Annotated in this window: 15 protein-coding genes and 1 tRNA gene; 7 read left to right on the top strand and 9 right to left on the bottom strand. The window is 69.9% G+C overall.

The genetic code is table 11. From position 1 onward, the window contains the following. Nucleotides 1–57 precede the first annotated feature (57 nt). Together ABNG04_RS00500 and ABNG04_RS00495 are read left to right on the top strand one after the other, a co-directional pair. Nucleotides 58–249: a hypothetical protein gene (locus ABNG04_RS00500; protein ID WP_371159100.1), complete on the top strand. Its 192-nt coding sequence runs from the start codon at nucleotides 58–60 to the stop codon at nucleotides 247–249. Between the two features lie 166 nt (nucleotides 250–415). Continuing rightward, nucleotides 416–631 carry a DUF7472 family protein gene (locus ABNG04_RS00495; protein ID WP_371159098.1) on the top strand — a complete coding sequence of 72 codons (216 nt, stop codon included), beginning with the start codon at nucleotides 416–418 and terminating at the stop codon, nucleotides 629–631. Nucleotides 632–677: 46 nt separating this feature from the next. Here ABNG04_RS00495 and ABNG04_RS00490 read toward each other — a convergent pair whose 3' ends face one another. The 5 genes from ABNG04_RS00490 to ABNG04_RS00470 form a co-directional block, all read right to left on the bottom strand. Beyond that, nucleotides 678–1,835, bottom strand: a complete 1,158-nt coding sequence (locus ABNG04_RS00490) for a DNA primase (protein WP_371159097.1) — start codon at nucleotides 1,833–1,835, stop codon at nucleotides 678–680. 79 nt (nucleotides 1,836–1,914) lie between these two features. Beyond that, a complete protein-coding gene (locus tag ABNG04_RS00485) occupies nucleotides 1,915–2,565 on the bottom strand; it encodes an HVO_2922 family protein (RefSeq protein WP_371159095.1) in 651 nt (216 codons plus the stop codon). 71 nt (nucleotides 2,566–2,636) lie between these two features. Continuing rightward, entirely contained in the window at nucleotides 2,637–3,335 is a 699-nt protein-coding gene (locus tag ABNG04_RS00480) for a protein sorting system archaetidylserine decarboxylase (protein WP_371159093.1), read from the bottom strand. Further along, a complete protein-coding gene (locus ABNG04_RS00475) occupies nucleotides 3,332–4,381 on the bottom strand; it encodes an AAA family ATPase (RefSeq protein ID WP_371159091.1) in 1,050 nt (349 codons plus the stop codon). Before ABNG04_RS00475 ends, ABNG04_RS00480 begins: the two co-directional genes overlap by 4 nt. Before the next feature lie 64 nt (nucleotides 4,382–4,445). Further along, nucleotides 4,446–5,102: a DUF4013 domain-containing protein gene (locus ABNG04_RS00470; RefSeq protein WP_371159089.1), complete on the bottom strand. Its 657-nt coding sequence runs from the start codon at nucleotides 5,100–5,102 to the stop codon at nucleotides 4,446–4,448. A gap of 171 nt (nucleotides 5,103–5,273) precedes the next feature. Here ABNG04_RS00470 and ABNG04_RS00465 point away from each other — a divergent pair, with 171 nt between their 5' ends. From ABNG04_RS00465 to ABNG04_RS00450, 4 genes are all read left to right on the top strand, one after another. Then, the gene (locus ABNG04_RS00465; protein WP_371159087.1) at nucleotides 5,274–6,578 is read left to right on the top strand and encodes an ABC transporter substrate-binding protein; all 1,305 of its coding nucleotides are present in this window, start codon (nucleotides 5,274–5,276) and stop codon (nucleotides 6,576–6,578) included. 53 nt (nucleotides 6,579–6,631) lie between these two features. After that, complete coding sequence (locus ABNG04_RS00460; protein WP_371159085.1) at nucleotides 6,632–7,618, top strand: carbohydrate ABC transporter permease; 987 nt, start codon at nucleotides 6,632–6,634, stop codon at nucleotides 7,616–7,618. After that, nucleotides 7,615–8,559, top strand: coding sequence for a carbohydrate ABC transporter permease (locus ABNG04_RS00455; protein ID WP_371159083.1), 945 nt, complete (start codon nucleotides 7,615–7,617; stop codon nucleotides 8,557–8,559). The genes ABNG04_RS00460 and ABNG04_RS00455 overlap by 4 nt, the downstream gene beginning before the upstream one ends. Nucleotides 8,560–8,661: 102 nt before the next feature. After that, nucleotides 8,662–9,780 (top strand): ABC transporter ATP-binding protein, encoded by a 1,119-nt coding sequence (locus ABNG04_RS00450; RefSeq protein ID WP_371159081.1) that lies wholly within the window; start codon nucleotides 8,662–8,664, stop codon nucleotides 9,778–9,780. A 48-nt stretch (nucleotides 9,781–9,828) separates the two neighbouring features. Here ABNG04_RS00450 and ABNG04_RS00445 read toward each other — a convergent pair whose 3' ends face one another. Both ABNG04_RS00445 and ABNG04_RS00440 read right to left on the bottom strand, forming a co-directional pair. Further along, the gene (locus ABNG04_RS00445; RefSeq protein ID WP_371159079.1) at nucleotides 9,829–10,242 is read right to left on the bottom strand and encodes an SHOCT domain-containing protein; all 414 of its coding nucleotides are present in this window, start codon (nucleotides 10,240–10,242) and stop codon (nucleotides 9,829–9,831) included. Nucleotides 10,243–10,308: 66 nt separating this feature from the next. After that, the gene (locus ABNG04_RS00440) at nucleotides 10,309–10,788 is read right to left on the bottom strand and encodes a DUF192 domain-containing protein (RefSeq protein WP_371159077.1); all 480 of its coding nucleotides are present in this window, start codon (nucleotides 10,786–10,788) and stop codon (nucleotides 10,309–10,311) included. Between the two features lie 61 nt (nucleotides 10,789–10,849). Here ABNG04_RS00440 and ABNG04_RS00435 point away from each other — a divergent pair. Next, nucleotides 10,850–10,923: transfer RNA gene (locus tag ABNG04_RS00435), tRNA-Val, on the top strand. Between the two features lie 291 nt (nucleotides 10,924–11,214). Here the strand turns inward: ABNG04_RS00435 and ABNG04_RS00430 are convergent. Beyond that, complete coding sequence (locus ABNG04_RS00430) at nucleotides 11,215–12,030, bottom strand: ABC transporter permease subunit (protein ID WP_371159075.1); 816 nt, start codon at nucleotides 12,028–12,030, stop codon at nucleotides 11,215–11,217. Further along, nucleotides 12,027–13,052, bottom strand: a complete 1,026-nt coding sequence (locus ABNG04_RS00425) for an ABC transporter ATP-binding protein (protein WP_371159073.1) — start codon at nucleotides 13,050–13,052, stop codon at nucleotides 12,027–12,029. Before ABNG04_RS00425 ends, ABNG04_RS00430 begins: the two co-directional genes overlap by 4 nt. Nucleotides 13,053–13,129 lie beyond the last annotated feature (77 nt).

The raw sequence follows: 13,129 nt of genomic DNA, 5'->3' as shown, positions 1-13,129 counted from the left end.
TCCGAAGTGATAACGCCGTCCGCGAGTTTATGTGTCAATCGTGGGAACCGAGGACCGATGAAGATCGTCGACGGCGACAAGGCGGAGTGCGATCGCTGCGAGTCGGTGTTCCCGCTCGAAGACGTCTTGCTGCTCGAGAAGGAGACCAATCGCGACTACGAGCGGGTGCTGTGCGAGGAGTGCGTCGGGGTCGTAGGCGTCCCGCAGGGGTACACGCTCCGCCGAGACGTCACCTTCCTCGCGCGGTGAGCCGCGAGGCGCCAGCCTCGATCCGAACGAAAACGGGCGGCCGGGACTGGTAACCGCACCGCCGACCCGTCCGAAACCGGGCGTCTGGCGTCTCGCGGCCGCCCGAATCCGGGGGGGTGCCGCCTTCATCGAAGTCCTTTTTTAGTGGCGACGGAAAATCGCAGGCATGGAAATCGACGCGGAACTCCGTCGGCAGATCACCGTCTCGCTGGCGGCGGCCGCGGTGTTCATCGTCGGGTTGATCGGGATCGGCGTCACCTTCGGCGGGTCGACGGTCCTCCCGCAGGCCGGGGCGATCGCCCTTATCGCGCTGCTCGCCGGGTTCGTCCTGCTGATGGCCGGCGTCGGGACGTTCCTGATGCGCGCGGACGACGAGTCGTAGTCGGCCGGACCGTCTCGCGGCTGTTACTTCTGCCGCCCCGTCGCGTTCACGCCTCTCCCGTCCCGTCCGCCTCTCTCCCGTCCCGCCAGTCCGTCACCTCGTCGGCGGCCGCCACCCGCTTCTCGTAGTAGGAGAGCGGGTCGGCCGCGACCTGCATGTGGTCGTCTTCGTTGTGGCAGATCCCGTAGTTCGCGAGCGTCTCGCAGGTCGGCGGCGGGTACTGGGTCCCTCGGTCGTCGGTCAGGAACTCGGTCTGGTAGCGGATCCCCTCGGCGTCGAGGCTCGTGTCGGCGCAGAACGCCACCACCTCGTCGGGCGTCATCCCGATGCCGACGAGGAACGCCATCAGCGCGAACGACTCGGCGGCGGAGAGCGTCACGTCGCGCTCGGCCTTCTCGATCAGGTTGGTCATACACGGCGGGAACAGCGCGGGGGCGACGACGTCCGGCGGCTCGGTGTACGTCCGCTCGGAGAGCAGCCGCCGGAGGTCGGCCACGCGCGGTTCGAGCGCCTCGGCGAGCGACTCCCCGAGGTCCTCGAACGGGAGCCCCTCGGCGACGCGCGCCTCGACGGCGGCCTCCAGCGCCGCGAGCAGCTCCTCGCGGGAGACGCGCACCGCGCCGTCGGCGAGCACGCGGTTGACGAGCCGCCACGAGTCCCCCCACTCGGGCGCGGTCAGCCGGAGGTACGGGCCGACGTCGATCCGGTAGCCGTCCGGGTCGCGGCCGGTCCCGCCCGTGCCGGCGGCGACGCCGCCCCGAGCGCCCGCCGGCGCGGTCGCGTCGGGACGCACGGCGTCGGCGAGGTCGAACTCGGCGAGCAGGTCGTCGAGCGCGACCGTCGCCGACGACACCGACCGCAGCTCGTCGTCGGCCTCGAGGTCGCGGCGGACCCGCTCCATGGCGGTCGCGGCCTCGGCCGCGGCGTACTTCTCAATGGCGGGGTCGGAGTCGAGCAGCGAGACGAGGATCCGCGCGATGGGGTACGAGAGCAGCTCGGCCTGTACGTCGTACGCGGACTCGCCGGGGAACCCGCCGCTCTCGGAGGCGACCGTCCCTTCGAGGAGCGCGCGCTCGACGCGCTCGCGGGCGCGCTCGACGGCGGGGGCGTCGGCCGCGACGAGGTCGGGCAGCGACACCCCGGCCGACGCGACCGCCTCGCGGGCGCTCGCGAAGAACGGGTACTTGGCGTCGAGCGCGTCCATGTCGGCCAGACGTAGTGAAGGCCGGCGAATAAGCGGTGCGGTCCGCGGTCGGGCGAGCGGGCCGCGGGCGAGTCGCGACCTACTCCTCGGGCTCTTCGACGGCCGCGCCCGGCGCGTTGGACTTGACGCTGCGGAGCCCCTGTTTCGCCTTCTGTTTGGAGGCGTACCCCTGCCCGCCGTCGGCGATGATGTTGCCGTTGTCGTGGCGGAGCCGCCAGCGGTACTCGTCCGCCTTGTCGCGGAACAGCTCGAACGTCGCGTCGCTGCCGCCGTCGTCGGGCGCCTCCTCGTCGCGCGAGACGTCGACGACGTGCGCGCCCGGCGCGTTCCGCTGGACGCTCTCGATCCCCGAGCTGGCGTCGCGCTTGTCCGTGTATCCCTCACTGCCGTCGGCGATGATGTTGCCGTTGTCGTGGCGGAGCCGCCAGCGGTACTCGTCCGCGCTGTCGGCGTACAGCTCGAACGTCGCCTTGCTCGCGGCCGCGGTCTCGTCGACCTCGGTCGCTTCCTCCGGCCATTCCATCTCGACCTCGAAGTGGACCGTCCCGTCCTCGCGCTCGAGCTCGACCTCGACGTCGCCGGTCCCGGCCGCGTCGACGGTCACCGTCCCCTCGTCGTCGACCGGCACCGGCTCGCCGCGTCCCAGCGCCCGGGCGATCCGCCGGAGGTAGGTCGCCAGGCCCTGTCGGCTCCGCGACTGCGTCGACTCGTGGATGGTCTTCCCTGACATACAGGTATCGGTCACCACCGCGAAACAAAAGCGTATGCCCGAACCAGGGGGGCGCGCCGGCGAGTCCGGCGCTAGGCCTCGGCGGCCGACGCTTCCGGGGTGTCCGACTTTTCCGTGCCGTCCGACTCGTCCGCGGCGGTCGACCGCTCCGCGACAATGGTCTCGCCCGCGCGGACGCTGTCGCCCTCGGTGACGAGCAGCTCCTCGCGAGTCACGTCTGCGGGCAGCACCACATCCGCGCGCGAGCCGAACGAGACGTGGCCGACGCGGTCGCCGCGCTCGACCCGGTCGCCCGCCTCGACCGACGGGTGGATCCGGCGGGCGAACCAGCCGGCGATGACGAGCAGCTCGTAGTCGCCGAAGTCGATCGCGACCTGCTCGTTGCGGTCCGACTCCTTGTCGAACGCGGGGCGGTTCGCGCCCGGGCGGTGCCGGACCTCGCGGACCTCTCCCGCGATCGGCGCGCGGTTGACGTGGACGTCGGTGACGTTCATGAACACGCCGACGCGGAGCCGCGACCCCTCCTCGCGCACGACGGAGACAGTGCCGTCGGCCGGGGAGACGACCGTCCCCTCGACGTCCGGCGGGTCGCGGTCCGGGTCGCGGTGGAACCAGAGGATCCCGACGGCGAGCGCGACGAGCGCGACGCCGACCGGCGGCAGGAGGGGCAGCGCGACGGCCCCCGCGAGCGCCGGGACGAGCGCGAGGTCCCAGGCGGCGTCGACCACCGGGAACGGGAGGAGCCGGGAGAGCGGCGGCGCGCGGCTCACGGGGCCACCTCCGCGTCGCGCAGTTCGGGCGAGAGCTCGGTTCGCCCCGCCGCCCACGCCGCGAGCAGGTGAACGAGGTGGGTCGCGTCGTCGAGCCCGTCCGAGAGGTCGAGGTCGGCCTCGCCCGCGAGGGCGTGGAGCCGCGCCAGGTCGTCGCCGCCGTACTCGGAGCCGGCGCGCGCGACGCGGAGCGCCTCGCGGAGCAGCTCCTGCCCGTCGTACCCTTCGTCGAGGAGGTCGTCGAGCGTCGAGCGCGCGCCCTTCAGGTCGCCGTCGCGGGCGGCGGCGAGCGCCTCGCGGAGCGCGTCGTCGTCGCCCACGTCGCCGAGCGTCTCGTAGGCGGTCGACATCGTGATCGCGTCGCCCTCGACCGCGGTCGCCTGCGCCGAGAGGGTCGCCTCGCGGAGGTCGCCGCCCGCCGCGCTGGCGACGAACTCCAGCCCGTCGCCGTCGTACTCGACGCCCTCGCGGTCGCAGATCGTCTCGAGGACGTCGATCGTCTCGTCCGTGGTCGGGGAGCGCACGCGGACCGGGAAGCAGCGCGACCGGATCGGGGCGATGAGCTTCGAGGGCTGGCGGGTCGCGATCACGAACTGCGTGGTCCGGTGGTGCTTCTCCATCACGCGGCGCAGCGCCTGCTGGAAGTCCTCGCGGATCGCCTCCGCGTTGTCCAACAGGACCGTCTTGTACTCGCCGGACATCGGCGCGTACGACGCGGACTCCTTCAGCACGCGGTTTATCATGTCCCGCTTCGCCATCCGGCTCCGGCCCTCGAGGAACCCCTCGAAGCGCGGGTCGGTGCGGATCTCCTTCTTCGTCCGGCCGAAGAAGTCGGCGACGTTGACCTCGATCAGGTCGGCGTCCGGGTCGGCGTGCGACGCGTCGGCGAGCGCCCGCGCCGCCGCCGTCTTCCCGACCCCCGGCGGCCCCTGAACGACGAGGTTCATCGGCTCGTCGACGGCCCGGCGCAGGCGGTCGCGGGCCTCGTCCTGCCGGATCTCGTCGAGATCGGGCGCGTGCGTGTCTATCCAGAGCGGTCCCTGCATTACCGAGGAATCGGGGCCGCGCGCTCAAGAATCGGTCGGTCGCGGCGGCGGCGGTCCGACCCCCCTACCGTCGCCGCGCGCGCTCGACGGCGCGGCCCCAGAGGTACGCGGCCACGAGGAGGCCGTAGGCGAGGACGAACGTCCCGAACAGCGGCCCGGCGCGCGAGACGGTGAACAGCGCGCCGGCGATGCCGACGGTGACGACGAGCGCGGTGAAGCCGAGCGTCCACCCGAAAAAGTAGGCCGCGTGCCCGGCGACCGGGCGGAGGGCGCCGGGGGAGAACGCTCGGCGGAGCGATCCCTCGCGCCCGTACGCGGTCAACGCGATGGGAGCGAGGTACGTGCCGAGGATCCCGAGGAAGAGGACGGCCGTCGAGCCGGCGAGGATGCGACCGACCGGCGCGTTCGCCCCGGGCTCAAGCGAGACGACGCCGTACAGCGTCACGAGGAGGGCGGCGAACGGAACGCCGAGGTACGCCAGCGAGACGACCGCTCCCCCGACCGACCGTCGGGCGAGCGTCCGCGGCTCGGCGAGGAACGGGGGCATCGAGTCACCGCGCTCGGTGGCGGCCAGCACGCGGACGAGGTACCCGACGACCGGCACCGCCGGGAGCACGGGGACGACGACCGACAGCGCGAGCAGCAGCCAGACGGCCAGCAGTGGCCGCTCCGCGGCGTCGCCGGCGATCGGGTAGGTGACGGCGGCGGTCGAGGGGCGCATGGGTACGCTCACCGCCCGGACCGTAGTATGCTCGTCGGTCCGTCGGCGGTCGGGCGAAATCCAGATGCGGCGGTACGACCCCGCGGCGGCCGGAGAAGCGTACTTCAGAAATTGTTCTAAAAGAATGAGTAAGTATATATGGCAAAGATCCATTGTACATCGTGAAGTACCATGACAGACCAAGACAAGCGGTTGTCGCGGCGACACTTCGTCGGAGCGACGGGGGCAGCGACGCTCGCAGGACTCGCTGGCTGTTCCGGCGGCGGTGACGGCGGCGACGGGAGTGACGGGGGCGACGGCGGCGGAAACACGCTGGAAGTCCTCCACGCGTGGACCGGCGGCGACGGCGCTACCGCGGCGGAGGCGCTCGTCTCCGCATTTGAGGAGGAGCACCCCGACGTCGACCACGAGTTCAACCCGATCGGCGGCGGCGGGAACCAGAATCTTGACGCGGTCGTCGCGAACCGGCTCCAGAACGGCGACCCGCCGAGTTCCTTCGCCAACTGGCCCGGCCCGAACCTCCAGCGGTACGAGGGCGTGCTGGGCGAGGCTGGCAGCGTCTGGGAGTCGGAAGGCTTCGAGGACGTGATGGTGCAGGAGGCGGTCGACCTCCACCAGTACGACGGCGCGTACCGGGGCGTCCCGCTCGGGTCGCACCGGCTGAACTGCCTGTTCTACAACACCTCGGTCGTCGAGGAGGCGGGGATCGACCCCGACTCGCTGACGAGCGTCTCGGCGCTGATCGACGCGCTGGAGACGGTCGACAGCGAGACCGACGCGATTCCGATGACCCACGGCGCGAGCGGCACCTGGACCACGACCCAGCTGTTCGCCTCGACGATGCTCGGCCAAGAAGGGTTCGACGCGTACATGAGCTTCATCGACGGGAGCCCGGACGAGGCAGCGGTCCGCGCGACCTTCGAGTCGCTCGCCGAGATCCTCGGGAATTACATCAACGACGACGCCTCCTCGATCGGACTCACCGAGTCCAACCAGAACATCATCGAGGGGAACGCGGCGTTCATCCACCAGGGGAACTGGGCGGCCGGCGCCTACCGGAACGCCGAGGACTTCAACTACGACGAGGACTGGGGCTTCAAGACGTACCCCGGCTCGGAGGGCATGTACATGCTCCACTTCGACTCGTTCCTCTACCCCTCGGACAACCCGAGCCCCGAGGCGACGGAGACGTTCCTCTCGTTCGTCGGGAGCGAGGCCGCGCAGGTCGCGTTCAACCAGTATAAGGGTTCGATCCCCACGCGCACCGACGTGGACATGAGCCAGTTCGGTCCGTACCTCCAGGAGACGCAGCAAGACTTCGCCGAGGCCGACCAGCGGCCGCCGAACCTCCAGCACGGGCTGGGCGTCCCCTCGGAGACCATGACGGCGCTGAACGACGTCATCTCCAGCGAGTTCTCCGGACCGTACAACGTCGACGGCGCCACGGAAGGCTTCGTCGACGCGGTCTCTAACTGACTCCGGTCCACGATGCGACCGGATTTTAGCGGTTTCGGCGCACGAAGAACCATATGACACGAAATACTGACACCGGCGACGGCAGTGGCGACGCGGTCACGGACGGCGGCGTCGCCGAGGAGGGGCAGCGCTCCGGCTTCAGCCCGGTCGCCGCGCTGAACGAGCGGTTCGGCAGCGACTTCGTGGAGTCGTCGCAGTTCTGGCTGCCGCCGTTCCTGCTGGTCGGCCTGTTCGTCTACGGGGCGATCATCTGGAACCTCCTCATCTCGCTGACTGACTTCACCGGATTCGGGACGCCCGACTACGGCGACCTAGACTTCCAGATGTACAGCCGGGCGTTGGCCGACAGCGGATTCGTCGACGCCGCGATCAACACCTTCATCCTGCTCGTCGGGTTCACCTTAGTGACTCTGGCGCTCGGGCTCGGATTGGCGATCCTGATCGACCGCAACATCCGGTTCGAGAACACGTTCCGGACGATCTACCTGCTGCCGATGAGCCTCTCGTTCGTCGTCACCGCCCAGTTCTGGGCGTGGATGTTCAACTTCAACAACGGGGTCATCAACATCGTGATCACGTCGCTCGGCCTCGGCCGAGTCGACTGGATCGGCAACCCGGACATCGTCCTCTGGGCCGTGATGTTCGCGCTGATGTGGCAGTTCGCCGGGTACGCGATGGTCGTCTTCCTCGCGGGCCTGCGGGCGATCCCGAACGAACACTACGAGGCGGCGAAGGTGGACGGGGCCTCGACGGTCAGGATGTACTGGCGCGTGATCATCCCCCAGCTGAAGGGGTCGACGATCAGCGCCTCGGTCGTCCTGATGGTGTTCGCGCTGAAGGCGTTCGACTTCCTCTACTCGCTCGTCGGCGGCTACCGGCCGCCGAACGGGGCGGACATCCTCGCGACGAAGATGGTGCGCGAGGCGTACGCAAACCTGAACTGGGCGTACGCGTCCGCGGTCGCCATCACCCTGTTCCTGATGACGCTCGGCATCGTCGGTCCGTACCTCTACTACCAGTACAATCGAGGGAACCTATGAGCAACGACGCACGAACCGACGGCGGTACGGTAACGGAGGCGGACCCCGGCGCGTCCGCTGGACTACTCGCGGGTCTCGACGGGTACCGGGTCCTCCTGTACCTCGGGCTGCTCGGGATGTTGACGTTCTTCCTGATCCCGATCGAATCGGGGCTCGTCACGTCGTTCAAGACGCCCGGCGGCGTGAGCGGGTCGCTTCCTTTCGCGCCGCCCACGGGCGGTACGTTCACCTTCGCGAAGTGGCAGGCGGCGTTCGACGCGCTCGGGCGCGGGCTCATCAACAGCGCGCTGTACGCGATCCCCGCGACCGTCATCTCGGCGCTCCTCGGGAGCTTCGCGGCCTACGGGATCACGCAGTCGGACTGGAAGCAGAAGTACAAGGCGCCGGTCCTCGCGCTGTTCGTCGCCGGGATATTCATTCCGTACCAGGCCGTGCTCGTGCCGCTCTCGCAGTTCTGGTCGATGGTCCCGCTCCAGGAGTGGTTAGGGTTCCTGTGGGCGCTCGGGATCAACAACGACTACGCCAGCGTCGTCGAACTGGTCGTCACCCACGTGGCGTACGGCCTGCCGATCTGTACCGTCCTGTTCAGGTCGTACTACAAGAACATGAGCGAGGAGATGATCGAGGCGGCGCGGCTGGACGGCGCGTCCATCCGCCGGATCTACCGCCGCATCGTGCTCCCGCTCTCGGGACCGATGTTCGCGGTGGTCCTGATCTATCAGTTCACGCAGATCTGGAACGACCTCCTGTTCACCCTCGTGCTGGTCCAGACGGAGTCCAGCGCGGCCGCGCCGATCGTGTTGATCCTCGCGGGACTGGGAACGTCGCTCGAAGGCCAAGACTTCGCGCTCCGCATGGCGGGCGCGTTCATCGCCGCCCTCCCGACGCTCGCGGTGTACATCGCGTTCGGCGAGGAGTTCGCCGAGGGGGTGGCGACGTGACCGCCATCGCTCGCCAGCAGCAATCTATGACTCGACAGCACTCACGCAGCCGATCGGACGTATCGCTCTCGAACGACCGCGCAGCGCCGTGGGGGCGATAGCATGGGGACGCTCGAACTCGACGGCGTGACGAAGGTGTTCCCCGACGGCGACGGCGGGGTCGTCGCCGTCGACGACGTGGACATCGAGATGCGCGACGGCGAGTTCCTCGTCGTCGTCGGCCCATCGGGCTGCGGGAAGTCGACGACGCTCCGGATGGTCGCGGGGCTGGAGACGATCTCCGACGGGGAGATCCGCCTCGCGGGCCAGCGGGTCAACGACGTGAAGCCGCAACACCGGGACATCGCGATGGTGTTCCAGTCGTACGCGCTGTACCCTCACATGACCGTGAAGGGGAACATGGCGTTCGGCTTAGAGGAGTCGACGGACCTCTCCGACGAGGAGATCGAGACGCGCGTCGCCGACGCCGCGGAGACGATGGGCATCGCCGAGTTGCTCGACCGGAAGCCCGCCGACCTCTCCGGCGGCCAGCGACAGCGGGTGGCGCTCGGGCGGGCGATCGTCCGCGACCCCGAGGTGTTCCTCATGGACGAGCCGCTCAGCAACCTCGATGCCAAGCTCCGGTCGGAGATGCGGACGGAGCTCCAGCGCCTCCAGGACGAGCTCGAGGTGACGACGATGTACGTCACGCACGACCAGACCGAGGCGATGACGATGGGCGACCGGATCGCGATCCTCAACGCCGGCGAGCTCCAGCAGGTCGCGACGCCGCTGGAGTGTTACCACGAGCCGGCGAACCGGTTCGTCGCCGGGTTTATCGGCGACCCGTCGATGAACTTCTTCCCCGTCGAGCGGGACGACGAGACCCTCGTCGCAGACGTGTTCGACTACCCGCTCTCGGCGTCGACGCTCGACGACGTGGGCGCGGTGACGGACCTCACCCTCGGCGTCCGCCCGGAAGACATCTCGCTGGCCGGCGACTCGGCCGGCGATCACACCTTCTCGACAGTCGTCGAGGTCGTCGAGCCGATGGGCGATGAGAACACCGTCTACCTCCGGTTCGCGGACGCGCCGGAGGGCGAGACGTTCATCGCCACCGTCGGCGGGCTCCAACAGGTGTCGGCCGGCGATGAGATCACCGTCGAGATCCCCGAAGAGACGATCCACCTCTTCGACGGGGTCTCCGGAGAGGCGGTCCACAACCGCGAGATCGACGAGTAACGCACCGAAACCGCGTTTCGAGCGATCGAGCGGAGCGACTACTCGTTTTCACTCCCGCAGTCGCTCGACCTCGCGGCGGACCCCCTCGCGGACCCTGTCCGCGACGTCTTCTGCGGGGTCGTCGACCGTCTCTGCGTCCTCCGTCTCCAACAGCCGGTCGAGCTTGCGTTCGAACTCCCGCTCGTCGATCTCGCCGTTCGCGTAGCGCTCGCGGAGGGCGTCGAGCGCGGGGTCGCCGGTCGCGTGCGCGCCCTCGTCGCCGTCGTCCTCGGGGACGGGCTTGGTGAGGACGTGGAGGACGGGGAGCGCGATGAAGAGGCCGAAGAACCACACGAGCGGGAGCCACCACCAGATGCCGGTGAGGAGGGGCGCGGCGACGCCGGCGCCGACGACGCAGAGGGCGAACACCCGCCGCCAGCGGTGGCGGAGGTTCCACGCGACCCGGCGAGCGAGTCCGGTCATGGTCGGGGCGACGCCGGCGACGCTGAAAGCGGTTTCGTCGCCCGGCGCGGCGACCGCGCGGCGGCGTCAGTCGCGGTCGATCACGAGCCGATCCCCGGGGTCGACGCCGTGGCGGTCGCTCCAGCCGCGGGGGACTTCGAGGACGTACTTCCCGGTCCCCTCGTAGCGCGTGAGCGAGCCCGACTCCGGCGCGGCCTCGTGGACCGTCGTGACGGTCCCGGAGGCGTCGACGAAGACGATGTCGATGGGGAACGCCATGTCGCGCATCACGTAGGCGCGCTCCGCGGCGTCGTCGTGGACGAACAGCATCCCCTCGCCCGCGTCGAGGTCGTCGGTCGCGGAGAGCCCGACGTACTGCTTCAGGAGGCCGTCGGCGACGCGGGCGTCGACCGTCGCGAGCGACTCGCCGGTGTCGCCGTCGACGGCCTCGACCGTGGCGGTGTCGTAGCTGGTGATCAGGAGCGCGGGGTTGGTCGCGGCGACGGCGACACCGGCGAGGAGGACGAGCGCGAGCGCGGCCGCGACCCCGACGAGACGGCGGTTCACGGTCGATCTTCGCGCCGGAGAAAGAAACCGTTTTCCGCTCCCGGCGGGTTCAGGCGGGTGAGGGCTCGTGGTCTAGCTGGTTATGACGCGGCCTTTACAAGGCTGAGATCGGCGGTTCGAACCCGCCCGAGCCCATATCTGGGACGAACGAAGTGAGTCACAGAAATGTATGCGAGGGCGGTCGAGCCCTGAAAGACGCAGCGTCGAGCGGAGCGAGACGACTGTCTTTCTTTGGTTCGAACCCGCCCGAGCCCACTGCCTGCGGCGAGCAACTCCGCGAGCCGCGGGTGCGGAGCGGCGCGGTTCGAACCAGGGAGCGGGAAGTGAGCGAGCGTCGCGAGCGAACGGGAGCGACTGAGGTTCGAACCCGCCCGAGCCCACTGCCTGCGGCGAGCAACTCCGCGAGCCGCAGGTGCGGAGCGGCGCTCAGAGGTCGTCGGTGTCGAACTTCAACAGGCCGGCCAGCGGCGGCGCGAGCGTCCAGAACACCAGCATCGCGGCCGCGGAGAGCTGCTGGTTCGCGCTGTCGCCGGTGAACAGCTGTTCGCCGAGGAAGGCGTTCGACAGCGCCTCGACGGCCGTCGTGGGGTTCGAGACGCGGAGGAACACCCGGACCTGCGTCGCCGACAGCGGGAGGGCGTCGACGACGGGGCCGGCGGCTCCGACCAGGCGACCGGTGACCGCCCCCCACAGCAGGACGAAGAGGACGTATATCGCGACGCCGCCGATGAGCGCGCGGCGCTGGGTCGACGACGCCGCCGAGCAGCCCACGGCGATGGCGACGAACACGACGCCGAGGGCGGCCGCGAAGACGGTGTAGCCGAGGAACGCGCCGGCGTTGAACGCGACGGGCGCGGCGATCAACACGAGCGCGGGCAGCAGGAAGCCGGCGAACACCGCGAGCGCGAGCGCCGCGCCGCGGCCGACGACCTTGCCGAAGACGACGTCGGCCCGCGAGTGCGGGAGCGACAGGAGCAGCTTCAGCGACCCGGATTCGCGCTCGCCGCTCACCGCGTTGTAGCCGACGACGACCCCGACAAGCGGGACGAGCGTCGTGACGAGGAACGGGCCGATGAAGACGCTCAACAGCACTTCCGTGGCGAACTGCTCGCTCTGTCCGGTGGGGCGGACGGCGTAGGCGAACGCGGCGACGAGCAGCGAGAACAGCGCCACCAAGGCGATCATGCCTCGCGACTGGACCGTCTCTTGGAAGTCCTTTCGGGCGATCGCGGCGATGCTCATCGATCCACCTCCTCGGCGGCCGGGCCGTCGTCCGCCGGACCGGCGTCGGTGGGTTCGCCGTCGGTCGGTTCGCCGTCGGTCGACGCGGACGCGGCGCCACCGGTGTCGCGCGTCGCCGCGTCGCCCTCGGTGTAGGCCAAGAAGAGGTCCTCCAGCGAGGCCTCGCGGGTGTGGAAGTCGGCGACCGCGACGCCGGCCTCCTCCAGCGTCGCGATGACCTCGGTCTTCGCGTCGCTGTCGCAGTTCACCACCAGCTCGTCGCCGTCGCGGGTGACGCCCGAGACGCCGTCGAGCGCGCGGACCGCCGCCACCGCGTCGTCGTCGGCGCCGGCGGCCGCGACTTCAAGCGTCTCTTCGCCGCCGACGGCCTCGCGGAGCCCCTCGACGGAGTCTTCGGCCACCAGTTCACCGTCGCGGAGGATCCCGACGCGGTCGCAGACGGCGTCGACCTGTTCGAGGATGTGCGAGGAGAAGAAGACGGTCGCGCCGCGCTCGGCCTCCGCGCGGACGATCTCGCGCATCTCCTTCGCCCCGGCCGGGTCGAGCCCGGAGGACGGCTCGTCGAGGATCAGCAGGTCGGGGTCGTCGACGAGCGCCATCGCGAGCGCGAGCCGCTGGCGCATCCCCTTCGAGTACTCTCCGGCGTCCCGGTCCGCGGCGTCGGCGAGCCCGACGCGCGCCAGCAGCGCGTCGGGGTCGTCGGCGGCGTCCTTCGACTCGACGGCGAACTCGACGTGTTTCCGCCCGGAGAGGCGCTCGTACACGGAGAAGCCGTCGGGGAGCACGCCGGTCCGGCGGCGGATCGCGACCCCGTCCGCCGCCACGTCGGCGCCGAGCACGCGGACGGTCCCCGCGGTCGGGCGGACGAGATCTAAGAGCATGTTGATCGTCGTCGACTTGCCCGCGCCGTTCGGGCCGAGGAACCCGTACACCTCGCCGTCTTCGACGGTGAGATCGAGGTCGCGAACGGCCGTGACGTCGCCGAACTTCTTGGTCACGCCCCGCAGTTCGATCGCGGTCATATCATTCGGTTCCGTCGTAAGTTGATAAATGGTTGCGGGTCGTCGCGGAGCGCGGCCGACGACGAGCGTGTTCCCGT

Source organism: Halorubrum miltondacostae (assembly GCF_041379815.1).
Classification (GTDB): domain Archaea; phylum Halobacteriota; class Halobacteria; order Halobacteriales; family Haloferacaceae; genus Halorubrum; species Halorubrum miltondacostae.
This window is presented reverse-complemented; position numbering and strand designations above follow the sequence as displayed.

What these genes read in the sequence shown, in the direction of transcription:
- ABNG04_RS00475 (WP_371159091.1), bottom strand. Translation starts at nt 4,381, where the DNA reads ATGCAGGGACCGCTCTGGATAGACACGCACGCGCCCGATCTCGACGAG.
- ABNG04_RS00455 (WP_371159083.1), top strand. Translation starts at nt 7,615, where the DNA reads ATGAGCAACGACGCACGAACCGACGGCGGTACGGTAACGGAGGCGGAC.
- ABNG04_RS00430 (WP_371159075.1), bottom strand. Translation starts at nt 12,030, where the DNA reads ATGAGCATCGCCGCGATCGCCCGAAAGGACTTCCAAGAGACGGTCCAG.
- ABNG04_RS00450 (WP_371159081.1), top strand. Translation starts at nt 8,662, where the DNA reads ATGGGGACGCTCGAACTCGACGGCGTGACGAAGGTGTTCCCCGACGGC.
- ABNG04_RS00485 (WP_371159095.1), bottom strand. Translation starts at nt 2,565, where the DNA reads ATGTCAGGGAAGACCATCCACGAGTCGACGCAGTCGCGGAGCCGACAG.
- ABNG04_RS00470 (WP_371159089.1), bottom strand. Translation starts at nt 5,102, where the DNA reads ATGCGCCCCTCGACCGCCGCCGTCACCTACCCGATCGCCGGCGACGCC.
- ABNG04_RS00465 (WP_371159087.1), top strand. Translation starts at nt 5,274, where the DNA reads ATGACAGACCAAGACAAGCGGTTGTCGCGGCGACACTTCGTCGGAGCG.
- ABNG04_RS00460 (WP_371159085.1), top strand. Translation starts at nt 6,632, where the DNA reads ATGACACGAAATACTGACACCGGCGACGGCAGTGGCGACGCGGTCACG.
- ABNG04_RS00490 (WP_371159097.1), bottom strand. Translation starts at nt 1,835, where the DNA reads ATGGACGCGCTCGACGCCAAGTACCCGTTCTTCGCGAGCGCCCGCGAG.
- ABNG04_RS00500 (WP_371159100.1), top strand. Translation starts at nt 58, where the DNA reads ATGAAGATCGTCGACGGCGACAAGGCGGAGTGCGATCGCTGCGAGTCG.
- ABNG04_RS00445 (WP_371159079.1), bottom strand. Translation starts at nt 10,242, where the DNA reads ATGACCGGACTCGCTCGCCGGGTCGCGTGGAACCTCCGCCACCGCTGG.
- ABNG04_RS00495 (WP_371159098.1), top strand. Translation starts at nt 416, where the DNA reads ATGGAAATCGACGCGGAACTCCGTCGGCAGATCACCGTCTCGCTGGCG.
- ABNG04_RS00425 (WP_371159073.1), bottom strand. Translation starts at nt 13,052, where the DNA reads ATGACCGCGATCGAACTGCGGGGCGTGACCAAGAAGTTCGGCGACGTC.